Origin of the sequence: Cryobacterium melibiosiphilum (assembly GCF_003602235.1) — a bacterium.
Classification (GTDB): domain Bacteria; phylum Actinomycetota; class Actinomycetes; order Actinomycetales; family Microbacteriaceae; genus Cryobacterium; species Cryobacterium melibiosiphilum.
Window position 1 is genome coordinate 22,773 of sequence record NZ_QZVS01000075.1, and the last position, 18,789, is coordinate 41,561.

Consider the following 18,789-nt stretch of genomic DNA (forward strand, 5'->3'; position numbering starts at 1 on the left):
TTAGTGCTCGGTTGTGTGGCTGACCGCCTACTTGTCGGTGATCTGGGCCGGCTGGACGGCCGAGCCTTCGATCTCCGTGTGGTGGGCACCGTGCGCCTGGTCCAGTTCAATCTGGTCGACGGGAGCGATCCGGTCTTCGAAGAACCACCGCGACAGGCCAGCGCGAACCTGTTCGGGAACGGTGATCTTGCCGTTCGCGTTCGGACGCAGCATGAGCGGCTTCTGGTCGTTGTAGCTGACCAGTTTCCAGCGCTCGAAGTCGTCGACCTGCTGGTGCACCTCGACGTACTCACCACCGGGAAGGCGAACGATACGTCCAGACTCGTAACCGTGAAGCACGATCTCGCGGTCCTTCTTCATCAGTGCGAGGCAGACCCGCTTGGTGATGTAGAACGCGAGGAACGGGCCGAGGAGCGTGGTGGCCTGCAGGGTGTGGATCACGCCTTCCATGGTGAGGTGGAAGTGGGTGGCCATGATGTCCGAAGACGCGGCAGCCCAGAGCGAGGCGTAGAACGTGACACCGGCTGCACCGATCGCGGTGCGGGTCGGGGCGTTGCGGGGACGGTCGAGCACGTGGTGTTCGCGCTTGTCGCCGGTGATCCAGGCTTCGATGAACGGGTAGATCATGACGGTGACGATGAACAGGCCCACGACACCGAGCACGACGAGGATGTTCATGGAGTAGGTGTGGTTGAGCCACACGAATTCCCACCCCGGCGGCACCAGACGCATCGCACCATCGGCAAAGCCGATGTACCAGTCGGGCTGGGTTCCTGCCGACACCGGTGAGGGGTCGTAGGGGCCGTAGTTCCAGATCGGGTTGATCGTGACGAACGAGGCGATCAGCATGACCACGCCGAAGACGATGAAGAAGAAGCCACCGGCCTTAGCGGCGTAAACGGGGAGGATCGGGTAGCCGACGACATTCTTGTTCGTGTGACCCGCGGAGGGGTACTGGGTGTGCTTGTGCACGACCACGAACAGGAGGTGCATGGCGATCAGCGCCACGATGATCGCGGGCAGCAGCAGGATATGCAGCGAATACAGTCGGCCGACGATTGCGGTTCCGGGGAACTCGCCGCCGAACAGCAGGAACGAGAACCAGGTTCCAATGACCGGGATGCCCTTGATCAGGCCGTCGATGATGCGCAGTCCGTTTCCGGAGAGCAGGTCGTCGGGGAGCGAGTAGCCGGTGAAGCCCTCAGCCATCGCGAGGATGAAGAGAACGAATCCGATGACCCAGTTGATCTCGCGGGGCTTGCGGAAGGCGCCCGTAAAGAAGACGCGCAGCATGTGCAGGCCGATGGCGGCGACGAAGAGCAGCGCAGCCCAGTGGTGCACCTGGCGCATGAGGAGGCCGCCACGGATGTCGAAGGAAATGTCCATCGTCGACTGCATCGCCGCGGACATCGCGATGCCCTTGAGCGGCGCATACGAGCCGTCGTAGTGAACTTCCGCCATCGACGCGTCGAAGAAGAAGGTCAGGAACGAACCGGACAGCAGGATGATGACGAAGCTGAAGAGCGCAACTTCACCGAGCAGGAAGGACCAGTGGTCGGGGAAGATCTTGCGACCGAGCTCCTTCACCGCCCCGGACACGCTCGTGCGCTCGTCAATGTAGTTTGCGGCGGAGGCCGTGAATCCTCCGGACTTCTTCACTTCGGTGGGTTCACGGGTTGATACAGACGTCATTAGGAACGCTCCCAGAAGCTCGGGCCGACTGGTTCAGTGAAATCGCTCTGTGCGATGAGGTAGCCCTCAGCGTCCACGGCAATGGGAAGCTGCGGGAGGGCCCGCTTCGCCGGTCCGAAGATGACCTCACACTGATTCGTGACGTCAAACTGGGACTGGTGACACGGGCACAGCAGGTGGTGCGTCTGCTGTTCGTAGAGGGCAACAGGGCAGCCCACGTGCGTGCAGATTTTGGAGTAAGCCACGATTCCGTCGTAGGACCAACCGGCGCGCTCCGGCGTCTCCGTCAGCTGTTCAGGCTTGAGCCGCATCAGAAGAACCGCGGACTTCGCCTTCTCGGCCAGCTTGCTCTCGTGGCCGAGGTCGATCAGGCCCTCGGGGATCACGTGGAAGGAGGAGCCCAGAGTGACGTCGGAGGCCTTGATCGGCACTCCGGTCGGGTCCATGGTCAGTCGAGTGCCCTTTTCCCACAGTGTGGTCTTGAGCAGCGCAACCGGGTCCTGGTCCTGCGGACCCAGTCCACGGAAGAGCACGACGGCCGGCAGCGGGAACGCGATGAGTGCGCCGAACAGGCTGTTGCGAATGAGCGTACGACGGCCGAAGCCCGACTCCTCATTGGCCTGCTGGAAGATCTCGACCGCGCGAGCCCGCACGACGTCGGTGCCGCGAACCTCGTGACGCTCATCGACGCCCTCGTGGGCGTACATCAAGGCCTTAGCCCAGTGCACGGCACCGATGCCGAGACCAAACAGCGCCAGGGTGAGGCCCACGCCGATGAACAGGTTGTTCAGCCGAACGGAACCCATGTCTTCGGGAACGATCGGGAACGCCATGTACGCCGCGATGGCGAAGATGCTGCCAGCGATCGACAGGTAGAAGAGCGTGTAGACCGTACGCTCCGCATTCCGATCCGCCTTCGGATCGAGATCCGTGACGCGTTCGCGGTGCGGCGGGAATCCGGGGTTGCCCACGGCACTGCGGGTGACGACCGAGGTGCCGGTGGACTGCTCCACGCGCGCGACGCTCGACGAGTCGGCTGCGGTTGTGTCCGCCCCGCCGTTATCGTCCTTGGCCATTGTTCTCCTTCTTACACTGTGTGAAAACCTGACGCGGCCTGAAACTCTGCCGCGTGAAAATCTGACGCACGATCGCGAACCCTGCTAGTTGGACTTTGCCGTGATCCAGACGGTGAGGGCGACAATGGCGCCCAGGCCGAAGATCCAGATGAAGAGTCCCTCTGCAACCGGCCCCAGGGAGCCGATGGCGAGGCCACCGGGCGAGGGGTTGTCCTCGATGTACTTGAGGTAGGTGATGATGTCGCGCTTGTTCTCCGGGGAGATGTTCATGTCGTTGAAGACGGGCATGTTCTGCGGGCCGGTCACCATGGCCTCGTAGACGTGCACGGCCGAAACATCAGCCAGGCTGGGGGCAAACTTGCCCTCGGTCAGGGCGCCACCGGCACCGGCGACGTTGTGGCACATGGCGCAGTTGATGCGGAACAGCTCGGCGCCGACGGCGGCATCGCCCTGGCCGTCGAGGACTTCGCCCTCGGGGATTGCGGGGCCGGGAGCCAGCGAGGCAACATAGGCGGCAAGCGCGGCGGTCTGTTCTTCGGTGAACTGCACGGGCTTCTTGAGCGCCTGGGGGCCCTGCATCTGCAGGGGCATACGCCCGGTGCCGACCTGGAAATCGACCGACGCGGCTCCGACGCCGATGAGGCTGGGTCCGTCTCCGGAACCCTGGGCGCTGAGCCCGTGGCAGGTGGCGCAGTTTGCTGCGAAGAGCTTTTCACCGTCGTCGATGGTCTGCTGTGAGTTCGCGTCACTCTCGGCGCTTGCCGTTGTCGTACTGAATGCCGCGTACGCACCGCCGGTGAACAGAAGCCCGATGGCGATGAGGGCGACACTGGCCAGGGGATGGCGCCGGCCGGCTTTGCGACCCTTGCGAGCCTTGGGTGCTGGGTTCATGGGTTTTCTGGTCATGCTGTTGTTGTCCGCTCCTGAATCCTATTTAAGAACGTAGACGACCAGGAAGAGCCCGATCCAGACGACGTCGACGAAGTGCCAGTAGTAGGAAACCACGATGGCGCTGGTGGCTTCTTTGTGTCCGAAGTTCTTGACCGCGAACGCACGGCCAATGACGAGCAGGAAGGCGATCAGGCCCGCGGTCACGTGGATTCCGTGGAACCCGGTCGTGATGTAGAAGGCGGACCCGTACGCATCGCTGTTGAGGGAGATACCTTCCGACACGAGCGTGGCGTACTCGAAGACCTGGCCGGTCACGAAGATGGCGCCGAGTGCGTAGGTCAGGAAGAACCACTCGACCATTCCCCACTCGCTGAGCTTCCACCCCGTGGAGCGGGCCTGCAGGCGTTCGGCCGCGAACACACCGAACTGGCACGTCACCGAAGACGTCACCAGGATGAGTGTGTTGAGCAGGGCGAAGGTGAAATTGTGCTTGTCCGCTTGGAACAGCCACAGTTCGGGTGAGGTGGATCGGAGAGTGAAGTAGATGGCGAACAGCCCCGCGAAGAACATCACCTCGCTCCCCAGCCACACAATGGTGCCCACAGCCACGCTGTTGGGCCTGTTCACAACGGGCGCATTGGCCGTTTGAGTAATTGAGGTGCTGGTCACCCCTCCATTATGGCCGATATTTGCACAGCTTTTTCTCATTCTCACGTGCGAGTACGGTCTTTTCTGGCGTGGGGGGCCTGATCCGCGAAGGATTGGGGGACACTCGTCCGGGATCACTTGCCCGGAACGCCGGGCTGTGTGGGGGTGCGGGCCGCCGGGCTGGCCAGGATCGGAATCGCCATAGGATCGAACTATGCTCGAAATTCAGTCCTGGCCAAATATTCTGAACGCCCTCCTGAGTGGCAGCGACCTGAGCGTGCGGGATGCCGCCTGGAGCATGCAGCAGATCATGCTCGGCGAGGCGTCCCCGGCGCAGCTGGCAGCCTTTCTGGTCGCCCTGCGCGCCAAGGGGGAGACCGTGGATGAAATCGTGGGCTTTCGCGACGCGATTCTCGAGCAGGCCCTGCCGCTGGCCGTGAATCCGATGGCCTTGGACATCGTCGGGACCGGGGGAGACCGCTTTGGAACGGTCAACATCTCGACCATGGCGTCGATAGTGTGTGCGGCCTCCGGCGTTCCGGTCGTCAAGCACGGCAACAAGGCCGCAAGCTCGGCGTCCGGATCCTCCGACGTGCTCGCGGCTCTCGGCGTCGACCTCACGCTGCCGCCCGAACGGGTCGCCGCGATTTTGACGGAGACGGGCATCACTTTCGCGTTTGCGGCGGCATTTCATCCCGGCTTTCGGCACGCCGGTCCGGTCCGCGCTGAGCTCGGCATCCCGACGGTATTCAACTACCTGGGTCCGCTGTGCAATCCGGCACGCCCCGAGGCATCCGCGGTCGGAGTCGCCACTTTGGATCGGGTGCCGCTTTTTGTCGGCGTCTTCCAGACACGCGGTGCGACGGCGCTGGTCTTCCGGGGCGACGACGGCCTCGACGAACTGACGACAACGGGACACAGCCACATCTGGGAGGTGTCCCGGGGCCTCGTCACCGAACACGACCTTGATCCGCGTGAACTCGGAATTCCCCGCGCCTCGATCGACCAGCTCGTCGGCGGCGATGCGGCTCACAACGCCGCGGTGGTGGGCTCGGTCTTCGGCGGCACCGCCGGCCCGGTTCGCGACATCGTGCTGCTCAATGCGGCCGCGGGTCTCGTGGCTTTCGCGCTGGCCGGCGATCCCGGCCAGTCGCAGATCTCCATCGTCACCCGTTTCCGCGACAAGATGGCCGTGGCCGCGGAGACCATCGACTCCGGCGCGGCCACGGCCAAACTGGCGCAGTGGGTTGCTGCTACCCGTTCATAGGGTTGACGTTCTAGAGAACGTCCTCGTCGACCCATCCGAAGGTCTTGGTGACCGCCTTCTTCCAGTTGCGGAGCTGGCGGTCGCGCTCCTCTGCGTCCATCTTCGGCTCCCAGCGACTGTCTTCCTGCCAGTTCGCCCGAAGCTCGTCCAGGCCGCTCCAGAAACCGACCGCGAGGCCGGCCGCGTAAGCGGCACCGAGGGCGGTCGTTTCGGCGACCACCGGGCGTACGACCGGCACTCCCAGAATGTCGGCCTGGAACTGCATCAGGGTGTTGTTGGCGATCATTCCGCCGTCAACCTTGATCTCGGTCAGCGGCACACCGGAATCGGCATTGACGGCGTCGATGACCTCTCGAGTCTGGAACGCCGTGGCCTCCAGCGCGGCCCGGGCGATGTGGCCACGGTTCACAAAGCGGGTCAGACCCACGAGCGCGCCCCGGGCATCCGCGCGCCAGTACGGCGCGAACAGTCCTGAAAAGGCCGGCACGAAGTAGGCCCCGCCGTTGTCCTCGACGGTGTTGGCGAGGGTCTCAATCTCGGGAGCGGATGAGATCATGCCGAGGTTGTCGCGCATCCACTGCACCAGCGAGCCGGTGACGGCGATGGAACCTTCCAGCGCGTAGTGCGGGGCATCCGTACCGAGCTGGTAACCGAGCGTCGTCAGCAAGCCGTTCTTGGAGTGCACGATCTCGGTGCCGGTGTTGAAGATCAGGAAGTTACCGGTGCCGTAGGTGTTCTTGGCCTCGCCCTGGTCGAAGGCGGCCTGGCCGAACGTGGCGGCCTGCTGGTCGCCGAGGATTCCGGCGACGGGCACCTCACGCAGCAGGCTGTTCTCGCTGATGGTTCCATACACCTCCGACGATGAGCGGATCTCGGGCATCATCGAGCGTGGAACGTCGAAGATCGCGAGGATCTCGTCATCCCATTTCAGGGTTTCCAGGTCCATGAAGAGGGTGCGGCTGGCGTTGGTCACGTCGGTGGCGTGAACGCCGCCGTCCACGCCACCGGTGAGGTTCCACAGCACCCAGGAGTCGGTGGTGCCGAAAAGCAGGTCACCGGCTTCGGCCTTCTCACGGGCTCCCGGAACGTTCTCGAGGATCCAGACGATTTTCGTGCCGGAGAAATAGGTGGCGAGCGGCAGGCCGACCTTCTTCTTGAACCGCTCCACGCCGCCCTCGGCCGCCAGACGGTCGACAATCGGCTGGGTGCGGGTGTCCTGCCAGACGATGGCGTTGTAGACCGGAACACCCGTCGTCTTGTCCCACACCACGGCCGTCTCGCGCTGGTTGGTGATGCCCACCGCCTGGATGTCGTGGCGGGTGATATTAGCTTTGGACAGGGCCTGGCCGATGACCTCGCGCACGTTGTCCCAGATTTCGCGGGGGTCGTGTTCGACCCATCCGGCCTGGGGGAAGATCTGCTCGTGCTCGAGCTGGCCGGTGGACACGATCGACCCGGCTTTGTCAAAGATGATCGCCCGGGAGCTGGTCGTTCCCTGGTCGATCGACAGAATGTAGTCAGACATAGCTTCGTTGCCTCCTGTTGAGATTCCGTAGGTGTCGTGCTGAGGTGCTGTTCTCGTGCGGCCGACTCACGTGCTGCCGACCTAGAGCAGGGCGAGCGAAGCCCAACCGGCTACGAGGCCACCGGCGATGGGGCCCACCACGGGCACCCAGGAGTACGCCCAGTCCGAGCCGCCCTTGCCCTTGATCGGCAGGATGAAGTGAGCAATGCGCGGTCCGAGGTCACGAGCAGGGTTGATGGCGTAACCGGTCGGCCCACCGAGGGAGGTGCCGATCACGATGACGAGGATGGCCACCGGAAGCGGTCCGAGCGCCGCCAGCCCGCTGCCGTCTCCCCACGAGCCGAAGCCGAGGATCACGAAGACCAACACGAAGGTACCGATGAATTCGGTGACCAGGTTCCAGGCGTACGAGCGGATGGCCGGACCGGTTGAGAACACGCCGAGCTTGTTGGCGGGCTCGGGTTCGGCGTCGAAGTGCTGTTTGTAGGCCAGCCAGCAGAAGACGGCTCCGATGATCGCGCCGAGCATCTGACCGGCGATGTAGACCAGCACGGAGGTGACGTTCACGGGCACGCCGCTTCCGAATTCGGTCGCCCCGGACGTCACCAGCCCCAGCGTCACTGCGGGATTGAGGTGCGAGCCCGAGTTGAAACTCACCATGACACCGGCAAAGACGGCGAATCCCCAGCCGATGGTGACCATCAAGAAGCCGCCCCCGAGCCCCTTGTTCTTGGCCAGCGCCACGTTCGCTACCACGCCTGTGCCGAGGAGTACGAGCATCGCCGTGCCCACCACCTCGGACAGGAATACAACTCCGATATTATCCACGATAACCTTTCAGTTGAGGCCGGGGAATGCCGAAGCCTGCCCCTTGCGGTGAGCGGTTTGCAACACCATAGCGCGGGCTTTTCGATCAGGGAATGGCCCCGTCGGAGTAGATTTTTCGACCATATTTGCTCGGCTTTCCACGCTTAACACGAACCGTCCGGGCGCGTATGGTACTCCGTGGACCGTGGATACTTTCTGGTCTCTCGCCCGGCTCACTCCCGTACCACCGATGAATGGATGGCCATGAAAAAGCTCATCAATGATCCGAAGAATGTTGTCACGGAGGCCGTCGCGGGATTCGCGGTCGCCCATCCCGATCTTGTCCGCGTGTCACTGGACCCGATCTACATCGTGCGGGCAGATGCCCCTGTCGCCGGCAAGGTCGGAATCGTCAGCGGCGGCGGAAGCGGCCACGAACCGATGCACGGCGGGCTCGTGGGCGTCGGCATGCTCGACGCCGCCGTTCCCGGAGCGGTCTTCACGTCGCCGACGCCCGACCCGATTCTCGCCGCCACGCAGGCCGTCGACGGTGGGGCCGGCGTGCTGCACATCGTCAAGAACTACACCGGCGACGTGCTGAACTTTGAGACCGCCGCCGACCTGGCCCTGGCGGAGGGCATCGAAGTGGCGTCCGTGATCATCAACGACGACGTCGCGGTCAAGGATTCCCTCTACACCGCCGGGCGCCGGGGGGTCGCGGGTACGGTGCTCGTGGAGAAAATCGCCGGGGCGGCGGCCGAACGTGGCGACGACCTCGCATCCGTCGCCGCGGTGGCCGAGAAGGTCAACGCGAGTGTGCGCTCGATGGGTGTCGCGCTGACACCGTGCGTGGTGCCGCACGCGGGGAAGCCGAGCTTCACCCTCGCCGACGACGAGATCGAGATCGGCATCGGCATCCACGGCGAGCCTGGGCGTGAGCGCATCAAAATGGAACCGGCCGATGCCATCGTCGACCGACTCCTGGGCCCGATTCTCGAGGACCTGCCCTTTGCCAGCGGTGACAAGGTGCTTCTTTTCGTGAACGGCATGGGCGGCACGCCGCAGGTCGAGTTGTACGTCGTGTTCCGGCGTGCCGCCGAGGCCCTGGCCGAGCAGGGCATCGACGTGACTCGCACCCTCGTGGGCAACTTCACGACGTCGCTCGAGATGCAGGGCATGTCCATTTCCGTATTGAAATTAGACGACGAGCTGACGACCCTCTGGGACGCCCCCGTCGCCACCGCCGCGCTGCGCTGGGGAAGGTAACACCACCATGAATCTGAACGTCACCTGGGCCGAGGCCTGGATCAGGGAGGGTGCCCGCGTAATAGCGGAGCACCGCGCCGAGCTGAACACGCTTGATCGCGCCATCGGCGACGGGGACCACGGCGAGAACATGGACCGCGGGTTCCAGGCGGTGGTGCTCAAGCTCGACGCCCTGCCCGCCGGGTCAACCCCAGGTGACGTTCTGAAACTCGTCGCGACCACTCTGATCTCCACGGTCGGTGGGGCATCGGGGCCGCTGTTCGGTACGGCCTTCCTGAAAGCGGCGGTCGCGGTCGGCACCGTCGGCGACCTCGACGCTGCGGCCGTGGCGGCCCTCATCGCGGCCGCCCGGGACGGCATCGTGCTGCGCGGAAAGGCCGTCGTCGGTGACAAGACCATGATCGACGCCTGGACTCCCGCTGTGGATGCCGCGGCGGCAGCCCGTAACGCAGACGCGTCGGTGGTTACCCTGCTGCAGCAGGCAGCGGATGCCGCAGCCGCCGGCGCCGTCTCCACCGAACCGCTGGTGGCGCACAAGGGCCGGGCCAGCTACCTGGGGGAGCGGGCCATCGGCCACCGGGACCCCGGCGCCGAATCGACGACGCTGCTGCTCCGGGCCGCCGCCGAGACCGCAGCGCGCGCGTGAGCGCCGCACGGGTCGGTCTCGTCTTCGTTTCCCACAGCGCGAAGATAGCCGAAGGTCTGGTCGACCTGGCTGGGCAGATGGCCCCCGGGACCACGCTCATGGCGGCGGGGGGAACCGATGACGGCGGTCTGGGGACGAGTTTCGAGCGGGTGTCGGCAGCCATAGCCGCCGCGGATGCGGGCGCCGGCGTCGTCGTGCTGTGCGACCTGGGATCCGCTATCCTCACCGCTGAAACCGCGCTGGACTTTCTCGACGACGCGCTGCGTGCGCGGGTGCGCATCCTCGATGCGCCCCTGGTCGAGGGCGGCGTGGCGGCGGCTGTCGCCGCGGAGATCGGGGGAGACCTCGACGCCATCGAGGCCGCGGCGGGTACGGCCGGGGTGCAGGAGCCGGCCGCCGCCGCACCGCTGGCGTCCGAACCAGCCAATACCGACGGGGGAGACGCTATCGGCGGAGAAGTCAGCCGAACCGTGACGCTCGTGAACGTCGACGGGCTGCACGCCCGGCCGGCCGCCGACTTCGTGCGACTTGCCAGCACGTTCTCCGCGCAGATTACGGTCAACGGCCAGGACGCAACCAGTCTGCTGGGCATCATGGGCCTCGGCCTCACCATCGGGAGGTCGGTGCAGATCTCCGCAACGGGATCAGACGCTGAGGCCGCTGTCCGTGCCCTCACCGACCTCATCGAGTCCGGTTTCGGAGAATAGTTCACACCGAATAGATCACACCGGGTAAATTCGCTTAGCACAATCGTTCCGCCGTGTCCAATTCGGCGTATGGTATCCGCATGGACCAGACCTCGGCTCGACACGCGGAATCTCCACCCTGCCCGGTGTGCGGGCACCCGATGCATGAGCACACCATCGACCATTCGACCCCGAATACCATTCTCAATTGCCCGGTTCCGCATCCGGGCGGTTGGGATCGAGATGCGTTCCAGCCGGTCAATGAACTCGGAATGGTCATCCATCACGACTGAGCAGCATCATGACTGAGCAGCATCATGACTGAGCAGCACGTCGGCGACGGCGATGTGTCGGCGACAACCCAGGGGGAGTCGACTTGCGTTGATCTACGACGTGCCTCTCACCCCTACTTGACATAATGTGCATTATCGGTCACCAGGCGAATGGTTCCCGGAAGGGGTGGATGGAGGCGGTGGGAGGCATTCGCCCGCTGAGCTTTCAGGCCCCCACAGCCGTCAGGCCCCCACGTAGGCGGCGAGATGCTGGCCGGTCAGGGTGGATCGGTCGGCGACGAGGTCGGCCGGGCTGCCCTCGAAGACGATCCGGCCACCGTCATGGCCGGCGCCCGGTCCGAGGTCGATGATCCAGTCGGCGTGCGCCATAACCGCTTGATGATGCTCGACCACGATGACCGATTTGCCGGAATCGACGAGCCGATCGAGCAGGCCGAGCAGATTCTCGACATCCGCGAGGTGCAGCCCGGTGGTCGGCTCGTCGAGAACGTACACACCGCCCTTCTCCCCCAGGTGGGTGGCCAGTTTCAGGCGCTGCCGTTCACCGCCGGACAGGGTGGTCAGCGGCTGGCCGAGGCTGATGTAGCCGAGTCCGACATCCACCAGTCCGAGCAGGATCTTGTGCGCGGCGGGCGTGCGCGCCTCCCCCGCACCGAAAAAGTCCGCCGCGTCGGCCACCGACAGGGCCAACACCTCGCTGATGTCCTTGCCGCCGAGATGATAGTCCAAAACGGATGCCTCGAAGCGCTTGCCCTCGCAGACCTCACAGGTTGTCGCGACGCCGGCCATCATGCCCAGGTCGGTGAAGATCACTCCAGCGCCGTTGCAGTTGGGGCAGGCCCCCTCGGAATTGGAGCTGAACAGGGCCGGCTTCACGTCATTCGTCTTCGCGAAGGCCTTGCGAATCGAGTCGAGCATGCCGGTGTAGGTGGCCGGATTGCTGCGCCGGGAGCCGCGAATCGCGCCCTGGTCGATCGAGACGACTCCGGCGCCGGGCGGGATCGATCCGTGCACGAGTGAGCTCTTGCCGGACCCGGCGACACCGGTCATCACGACCAGCACCCCCAGCGGAATGTCGACGTCGACGTTCTGCAGGTTGTTGGCCGTCGCCCCACGGATCTGCAGCGTGCCGGTCGGGGCGCGCACCGCGCTCTTGAGCCGGGCTCGGTCATCGAGGTGACGCCCAGTGAGGGTGTCACTCCCCCGCAGCCCGTCCAGCGTGCCTTCGTAGCAGACGGATCCTCCCGACGCTCCGGCGCCGGGCCCGAGGTCGATCACGTGGTCGGCGATGGCGATCATCTCCGGCTTATGCTCGACGACGAGCACCGTGTTGCCCTTGTCGCGCAGCCGAAGGAGCAACTCGTTCATGCGCTGGATGTCGTGCGGGTGCAGGCCGATGCTCGGTTCGTCGAACACGTAGGTGACGTCCGTCAGCGACGAGCCCAGGTGCCGGATGATCTTGGTGCGCTGCGCCTCGCCGCCCGAGAGCGTGCCTGCCGGCCGATCGAGCGACAGGTAGCCGAGGCCGATTTCCACGAACGAGTCGAGGCTCTGCCGCAGGGCGGCGAGCAGCGGCGCGACCCATGGCTCGTCGAGGCCGCGGACCCAGTCGGCAAGGTCGCTGATCTGCATGGAGCAGGCATCCGCGATATTGACGCCGTCGATGCGGCTGGACCGAGCACCCTCGCTCAGCCGGGTGCCGCCACAGTCCGGGCAGGCGGCGAAGGTGACGGCCCGTTCGACGAAGGCGCGGATGTGCGGCTGCAGGGAGTCGACGTCTTTGGACAACATCGATTTCTGCATCTGCGGGATCAGCCCGAGGTAGGTGAGGTTGATGCCCTCGACCTTGATCTTCGTCGGTTCCTTGTACAGCAGGTCCTGCAGTTCTTTCTTGGAGTACCGGCCGATCGCCTTGTCGGGGTCGAACCAGCCGCAGCCGCGGAAAATGCGGCCATACCAGCCGTCCATTGTGTAGCCCGGGATACGGATGGCGCCCTCGTTGAGGGATTTGGAGTCGTCGTAGAGGGCGCTGAGGTCGATGTCGCTGACCTTGCCCATGCCCTCGCAGCGTGAGCACATGCCGCCGGTGATGCTGAAGCTGCGGCGTTCCTTCGTCGTGGCGCCGCCACGTTCGATCGTGACGGCCCCGGCACCCGAGATGGACGCGACGTTGAACGAGAACGCCTGCGGTGAGCCGATGTGCGGCTCGCCGAGCCGACTGAAGAGGATGCGCAGCATGGCGTTGGCGTCGGTGGCAGTGCCCACCGTTGACCGGGAGTTCGCGCCCATTCGTTCCTGGTCGACGATGATCGCGGTCGTGAGGCCACTGAGCACGTCGACGTCGGGTCGGGCGAGCGTCGCCATGAAACCCTGCAGGAAGGCGCTGTAGGTCTCGTTGATCATGCGCTGCGACTCGGCCGCGATGGTGCTGAAGACCAGCGAGCTCTTGCCCGAGCCGGAAACACCGGTGAACACCGTCAGGCGGCGCTTGGGGATGTCAACGCTGATGTCCTTGAGGTTGTTCTCGCGGGCCCCCTGGACGCGGATCACATCGTGGCTGTCTGCGACGGGCACGGCATGCTGTTGGGTGTCGAATTCGGTGGCCATGCTCATGGTGTCTCCATCTGTCGGGCGCGGCGAAATGATCGGACCCGTTCGATGATACGTCGAGTTGACTAGCCGGTCGCCGAGTGGAGTCGCCCCGGCACAGGCACCCGAATGGGGGTAGCATGCCCGCATCAGCGGTACCGAGAGGAGTGCTCCTATGTCCAACGCACCTGGTTCGCACGCACCTGGTTCGCACGCACCTGGATCACCGGCATCTGTCATGCTCGATCTGCGCCTCGACCCGGCACGCCTCTCGACGACCGAGGTGACCGGGGCCCGCCTCGCCTTCGGGATCAGCGGCGTACTCGCGGTCGTGATGGGTGTCCTGGTGCTGGCCTGGCCCGAGGCAACTCTCGCCGTGGCGGCCCTGCTGTTCGGCCTCTACTTCCTCGTCAGCGGTGCCCTGCGCATCGTGCGCGGCGTCGCCATGTCGGGCTCCCTCGGGGGCCGGGTTCTGGGCATCCTGTTCGGCGTGCTGTTGGTGATTGCCGGCATCGTCACGATCCGCAACCCACTGAACTCGCTGGTCGTGCTCGGCCTGGTGATCGGGATTTCCTGGATCGTCGAGGGCGTTGCCGCGTTGGTCGAGACCGCCCCGGACTCCAGCCGCTGGTTCGGCACGCTGCTCGCCGCCGTCAGCGTGGTCGCGGGTATCGTCGTGCTCGTCGCGCCGCTGGAGTCCCTCGGCGTGCTGGTCATTCTCGGTGGTGTTTTCCTGATCGTCTCCGGTGCCGTGCAGCTCCTGGAGGCTCTCACCTTCGGCCGACAGGCGCGCGCAGCGACCCGGTCCGGTGCGACCGCCGCGGCGACCAGCCCGGCGAAACCCGTGGTGAGTCGCGACACCGACTAGGAACTGGCCTGGCGGGGGTTGCGGCTGGTGGGCAGGTAGCGGGCCCACCAATCCAGAACGATGGTGAATCGCTGCAGCCGGTGCCGGGGACTTCCGGTACGGGTGAGGTCGTGGTTCTCCCCCGGAAACAACACCAGTTCGGTGGGAACTCCCCCGCGTTTCAAGGCCGCATAGTAGCGCTCGCTCTGCGCCTGCGGGCAGCGCAAGTCCTGGCTGGAATGAATCAGCAACGTGGGTGTGCGCACGTCGGCCACCTGCGCCTGCGGACTCTGGGCCCGCATCCGTTCCGGATCGGTGCCGACGTATTCCTGGCCGAAAAAATCCCCGATGTCGGAGGTCCCCATGAACGCGTCGGGATCGAGGAACCCTCGTTCGACGATGGAGGCGGCGAAACGATGGTCGTGGGCGATGATCCAGGCGGTGAGGAACCCGCCGTAGGACCCGCCCATAATGCCCAGACGGGTGGGATCCAGCCTCCTATCGGCGGCGAGGGCGCCCGCAAGAAAGTCGAGCACGTCCCACTCGTCGACCGTGCCGAGGCGCTGGCGAATGGATCGGCCATGCTCCTGCCCATAGCCCGCCGAGCCGCGGGGATTGCACATCACCACGGCGTACCCGGCGTCGACGAGAATCTGGGCTTCGTCGAGCATCCCCACGGTGTATTGCGCGAAAGGTCCGCCGTGGATAGTGAGCAAAACCGGGTGCGGCCCGGGGCCGGTGGGTGTCAGGACCCATCCGTGTACGGTGCGGCCGTCACGCGTGGTGACGACCAGGTCCCGCGCCGGGGCGACCCCTGCGGCGCGCAGTGCGAGCGAAAAGTCGCTGAGGCGGCGCGGCCGCGCCACATCCGCGCGTGGCACGGACGAGGCACCAGCCCGCGGGGCAACAGAGACCAGAGCGATGTCGCCACGGCTGAGGGCGTCTTCGTAGCTCAACACGACGGTATCGCCACGCAGATCGTGGCCGGTCACCACGAGTTCACGGTCGGTGATCGTTGTCATTGTTCCGTCGTACGAGATGCCGACCAGCTGCACGGTTCCGCGGTGCTGGCGATGCGCCAGTACCCGGCCGTCGACCGTCACGCTGAGCCCGGCCGCCGCATCGAAGGACACAGCCTCCGGATCGGTGAGACGAACCGGGCCTCCCGTGTTGCCCCGCTCCACCCGGTACAGGGCCGTGCCGCGACCGACAAAGTCCCGCCCGTCGACTCCGACGTGCGTCGCGAGCAACACAATCGATCCGTCGGCCGCCCACTCGATCAGGTCGATGCTCAGGTTGGCGCTCGCGTCGAGCACCACACGCTCCGGCAGCCGGGGTCCATCGGAGGCGGGATCGGTCAGGATTTCGACCAGCTCGGAGCACAGATCTCCGTCGCGCCCGTCATGGCGGGCCGAAATCGTGAGGATCCGTGATCCGTCCGGCGAAAAGCACAGTCCGGCATGGTCGAAGTCCCCGGAGCTCAGCAGCCGGGCCTCGGGAAATCCGAGCCAGAGCGTGCGCTCAGCGGATGCCGCGGCAGCGCTAAGGGCACCCTCACCGGCATCATCGTCCGCGGCGGGAGCATGCTCCGGGGTGGGTTCACCCCAGACGTCGGGCACGGCCACCAGAAAGACGTGCGTGCGTTTGTCACTCACATAACCCACGCCATTGGACCGGAAACGGAGCGTGGTGACCCGGCGAGGCGGCTCCGAGCCGGACTCCAGACCGGGCACGGTGCCGTACCGGCCCGTCTCGGGCACCCGGGCCAGAAAACCCAGGTGCGTCGAGTCCGGGTTCCACCGAAACTCGGACACCCCCAGCGGGGCGTGGGTCACCGGTACCGGTTCTCCCCCGGCCGCCGCGACGACGAACAGCTGCGCGGGGGTTTTCGGCCCGGCCCGCAGGAACGCCAGCAGGCGGCCGTCCGGGGAATACCGCGGCGCTGTGTCTCGGTGCCCTCGGGTCAGGCGGCGGGGCACTGCGCAGTCCGCTGTCGGTGCAGTACCGGTCGGTGCCGCTTCCGCGTGCGGGGCAGCGAGCCCGACGACCCAGAGCTGGCCGACGTAGTCATCCGAGATGAAGTCCGGGCGGGTGACGGCGACGACCGCTTGGAGACCGTCCGGGTGCAGGGACGGTCGAGAAACGGACCGGAGCAGCGGAAGGTCGGGTGGCTGCATCCGGCGCCGACTAACCGAGCGTGAAGTCGGAGGTGTCGCCGACGTAGCGGGTGTGGTTCTCGGGAACCTGTTCGACCGCGGCCAGCGCGATCTCGGCGGCGAATTCGCTCACGTTGTAGAGCCGGCCGGCGGAATCCTTGCGGGCACTGATCGCTCCCGGGTTGGCCCGCTCGAGCAGGGTCGCCGTGATGGTTCCTTCGATCATGTCCCCGGAGACGACCACGAATTCGATCTGGGCCGCGTCAAGCTGCGGAACGAGCGCCCGGAGGGCGTCCTCCCCGGCACGCTTGCTGCGCGCCACGGGCTCGTATTCAGGCATGGTGGGCGTGGACGCGATGAAGTGAGCCTGGTGGCTCGTGACGAAGACGACGCGGGCGCCCTCGCTCAGCACCGGAATGGCTCGGGTCAGCAGGTTGACCTGGGCGTCGCGGTTGAGCACCATGGCGTAGTCGGCAGCCATGCCGCTCTCCATCCCACCGGATGCGTTCATCACCAGGATGTCCAGGCCGCCGTATTCCGCCGTGATGGTGTCGAACATGGCCGACACCGAATCCGCGTCGGTGAGGTCGGCGCCGACCGTGATGGCGGTGCCGCCGGCGGTGCGAATGGCGGTGGCGAGCTTGACGGCGCGTGCCTCTTTATTGCGGAAGTTGATGACGACACGCGCTCCGGCGGCAGCGAAATAGGCCACCGTGTCTGCGCCGATCCCTCGGGACGAACCGGTGACGAGCACCCGCTTGCCGTCGAGTGATCCTGGTGCCAGTGGGTTGCTCACGCGTGCTCCTTGAAAGGTCGAAGTGTCTCGGCCGTCAGGACGGCCGCCCCCGACCCTATCAAGAAGACGTCAATTTGGTGACTCACCAGCTGGTTTGGGACCCACCTGCTAGTTTGGAGGGGGAACCAACGGAAGGTGACGTAATGGTCGATCTGACGGCATACCTCTGGATTGCCTGGCTCGTGCTGATTCTGGTCTTCGTGATCATCGAGCTTCTGAGCCTGGAATTCACCTTTCTCATGTTGTCCATCGGCAGCCTCGGTGGCCTCGGCGCGAACCTGATCGGGCTCGACTGGTGGCTGCAGATCGTGGTTGCCGCCGTTCTGTCCATGCTGCTCATCCTCACCATCCGGCCCTTCCTGCTGCGCGCGATGCGGCGCGGCGAGGATCCCGCCCGGAGCAACGTCGACGCCCTGATCGGCATGGCCGGACGCGTGATGTCGACCATCAACGACGCCGGCGGACTCGTCAAACTGTCCAACGGCGAAACCTGGTCGGCCCGGTTGAGCCCGGCAGCTCCCTTGCGCGTCGTGGAACCCGGCGTGCCGGTGTCGGTCGCCGCCATCGACGGTTCCATCGCCATCGTCACCCCCTCCAGCGTCACCTCTACGGATTCCTCGGAAAGGACCCAGCCCCATGCTTGAGCCGGCCCAATTCATCGGTCAGATCTTCGTGATCGCCCTCCTCGTGGTGCTGGGGGTGTTCGTGGTCGTCGTTCTCGCCCGTTCCATCCGCATCATCCCGCAGGGAAATGCCGGCGTCGTCGAACGCCTCGGCAAGTACCACCGCACCCTGCTGCCGGGCCTGAACATTCTGGTGCCGTTCATCGACCGGGTGCGGCCGCTTCTCGACATCCGTGAGCAGGTGGTGTCGTTTCCCCCACAGCCCGTGATCACCGAGGACAACCTCGTGGTCTCGATCGACACCGTCGTCTACTTCCAGGTGACGGATGCCCGCGCTGCGACCTATGAGATCAACAACTACCTCGGCGCCGTCGAGCAGCTGACCACCACCACCCTGCGTAACGTCGTCGGTGGCCTGAACCTCGAAGAGGCCCTCACCAGCCGCGACAACATCAACAGCCAGCTGCGCATCGTCCTCGATGAAGCGACCGGCAAGTGGGGCATTCGCGTCGGCCGGGTCGAGCTCAAGGCGATCGAACCGCCCCTGTCGATTCAGGACTCCATGGAGAAGCAGATGCGTGCCGAGCGTGACCGCCGAGCGCTGATCCTCACCGCTGAAGGAACCAAGCAGTCCGCGATCCTCACCGCCGAGGGCGCCCGACAGGCCGCAATCCTCTCCGCCGAGGGTGACGCCAAGGCTGCCGTGTTGCGAGCCCAGGGTGAAGCATCCGCTATCACGACCGTCTTCAAGGCCATCCATGACGGCGACCCCGACCCGCGCCTGCTCGCCTATCAGTACCTACTGACGCTGCCGAAGCTCGCCGAGGGCAGCGCGAACAAACTGTGGATCGTGCCGAGTGAATTGACCGAAGCGATGAAGGGCATCGGCCGCGCCTTCGGCCCGAACACCGTTCCCGGGGCGGATGTCCCGGCGCCGGCTGCCGCAGCGACGCCGCCGCCGCCCGCTCACCAGGCCTGACG

The 18,789-nt window shown here is 65.5% G+C and carries 17 protein-coding genes; 8 read left to right on the top strand and 9 right to left on the bottom strand.

Annotation, left to right across the window (positions count from 1 at the left end; genetic code table 11):
- Positions 1-27 precede the first annotated feature (27 nt).
- The 4 genes from qcrB to ctaE form a co-directional block, all read right to left on the bottom strand.
- Positions 28-1,692 carry a cytochrome bc1 complex cytochrome b subunit gene (gene qcrB, locus D6T64_RS07420; RefSeq protein WP_119973754.1) on the bottom strand — a complete coding sequence of 555 codons (1,665 nt, stop codon included), beginning with the start codon at positions 1,690-1,692 and terminating at the stop codon, positions 28-30.
- Entirely contained in the window at positions 1,692-2,768 is a 1,077-nt protein-coding gene (gene qcrA, locus D6T64_RS07425; protein WP_119973757.1) for a cytochrome bc1 complex Rieske iron-sulfur subunit, read from the bottom strand. The genes qcrB and qcrA overlap by 1 nt, the downstream gene beginning before the upstream one ends.
- A gap of 84 nt (positions 2,769-2,852) precedes the next feature.
- Complete coding sequence (gene qcrC / locus D6T64_RS07430; RefSeq protein WP_233550911.1) at positions 2,853-3,674, bottom strand: cytochrome bc1 complex diheme cytochrome c subunit; 822 nt, start codon at positions 3,672-3,674, stop codon at positions 2,853-2,855.
- Between the two features lie 24 nt (positions 3,675-3,698).
- A complete protein-coding gene (ctaE, locus tag D6T64_RS07435; RefSeq protein WP_119973762.1) occupies positions 3,699-4,367 on the bottom strand; it encodes an aa3-type cytochrome oxidase subunit III in 669 nt (222 codons plus the stop codon).
- A gap of 154 nt (positions 4,368-4,521) precedes the next feature.
- Here ctaE and trpD point away from each other — a divergent pair, with 154 nt between their 5' ends.
- The gene (gene trpD, locus D6T64_RS07440; protein WP_119973764.1) at positions 4,522-5,574 is read left to right on the top strand and encodes an anthranilate phosphoribosyltransferase; all 1,053 of its coding nucleotides are present in this window, start codon (positions 4,522-4,524) and stop codon (positions 5,572-5,574) included.
- Between the two features lie 10 nt (positions 5,575-5,584).
- On the opposite strand, the gene glpK is transcribed toward trpD, so the two are convergent.
- Both glpK and D6T64_RS07450 read right to left on the bottom strand, forming a co-directional pair.
- Positions 5,585-7,099 (bottom strand): glycerol kinase GlpK, encoded by a 1,515-nt coding sequence (gene glpK / locus D6T64_RS07445; protein WP_119973766.1) that lies wholly within the window; start codon positions 7,097-7,099, stop codon positions 5,585-5,587.
- Between the two features lie 81 nt (positions 7,100-7,180).
- A complete protein-coding gene (locus D6T64_RS07450) occupies positions 7,181-7,927 on the bottom strand; it encodes an MIP/aquaporin family protein (protein ID WP_119973768.1) in 747 nt (248 codons plus the stop codon).
- A 243-nt stretch (positions 7,928-8,170) separates the two neighbouring features.
- Here D6T64_RS07450 and dhaK point away from each other — a divergent pair, with 243 nt between their 5' ends.
- The 4 genes from dhaK (at position 8,171) to D6T64_RS22230 (ending at position 10,797) form a co-directional block, all read left to right on the top strand.
- Complete coding sequence (dhaK, locus tag D6T64_RS07455) at positions 8,171-9,172, top strand: dihydroxyacetone kinase subunit DhaK (protein ID WP_119973770.1); 1,002 nt, start codon at positions 8,171-8,173, stop codon at positions 9,170-9,172.
- Positions 9,173-9,179: 7 nt separating this feature from the next.
- Positions 9,180-9,818 carry a dihydroxyacetone kinase subunit DhaL gene (gene dhaL, locus D6T64_RS07460; RefSeq protein ID WP_119973772.1) on the top strand — a complete coding sequence of 213 codons (639 nt, stop codon included), beginning with the start codon at positions 9,180-9,182 and terminating at the stop codon, positions 9,816-9,818.
- Positions 9,815-10,525, top strand: a complete 711-nt coding sequence (dhaM, locus tag D6T64_RS07465) for a dihydroxyacetone kinase phosphoryl donor subunit DhaM (protein WP_233550912.1) — start codon at positions 9,815-9,817, stop codon at positions 10,523-10,525. The genes dhaL and dhaM overlap by 4 nt, the downstream gene beginning before the upstream one ends.
- Positions 10,526-10,605: 80 nt before the next feature.
- Complete coding sequence (locus D6T64_RS22230) at positions 10,606-10,797, top strand: hypothetical protein (RefSeq protein WP_147364502.1); 192 nt, start codon at positions 10,606-10,608, stop codon at positions 10,795-10,797.
- A 222-nt stretch (positions 10,798-11,019) separates the two neighbouring features.
- On the opposite strand, the gene D6T64_RS07470 is transcribed toward D6T64_RS22230, so the two are convergent.
- Positions 11,020-13,410, bottom strand: a complete 2,391-nt coding sequence (locus D6T64_RS07470) for an ATP-binding cassette domain-containing protein (RefSeq protein WP_119973775.1) — start codon at positions 13,408-13,410, stop codon at positions 11,020-11,022.
- A gap of 214 nt (positions 13,411-13,624) precedes the next feature.
- On the opposite strand from D6T64_RS07470, the gene D6T64_RS07475 reads away from it, so the two are divergent.
- Positions 13,625-14,254: an HdeD family acid-resistance protein gene (locus tag D6T64_RS07475; protein WP_158594842.1), complete on the top strand. Its 630-nt coding sequence runs from the start codon at positions 13,625-13,627 to the stop codon at positions 14,252-14,254.
- Here the strand turns inward: D6T64_RS07475 and D6T64_RS07480 are convergent.
- On the bottom strand, positions 14,251-16,410 hold the full coding sequence (locus D6T64_RS07480; protein WP_119973780.1) for a S9 family peptidase: 2,160 nt from the start codon (positions 16,408-16,410) through the stop codon (positions 14,251-14,253). The genes D6T64_RS07475 and D6T64_RS07480 overlap by 4 nt on opposite strands.
- A 10-nt stretch (positions 16,411-16,420) precedes the next feature.
- Entirely contained in the window at positions 16,421-17,185 is a 765-nt protein-coding gene (locus D6T64_RS07485) for an SDR family oxidoreductase (RefSeq protein WP_119973783.1), read from the bottom strand.
- A 143-nt stretch (positions 17,186-17,328) separates the two neighbouring features.
- On the opposite strand from D6T64_RS07485, the gene D6T64_RS07490 reads away from it, so the two are divergent.
- Positions 17,329-17,829, top strand: coding sequence for an NfeD family protein (locus D6T64_RS07490; RefSeq protein WP_119973785.1), 501 nt, complete (start codon positions 17,329-17,331; stop codon positions 17,827-17,829).
- The gene (locus D6T64_RS07495) at positions 17,822-18,787 is read left to right on the top strand and encodes an SPFH domain-containing protein (protein WP_119973787.1); all 966 of its coding nucleotides are present in this window, start codon (positions 17,822-17,824) and stop codon (positions 18,785-18,787) included. Before D6T64_RS07490 ends, D6T64_RS07495 begins: the two co-directional genes overlap by 8 nt.
- Positions 18,788-18,789 lie beyond the last annotated feature (2 nt).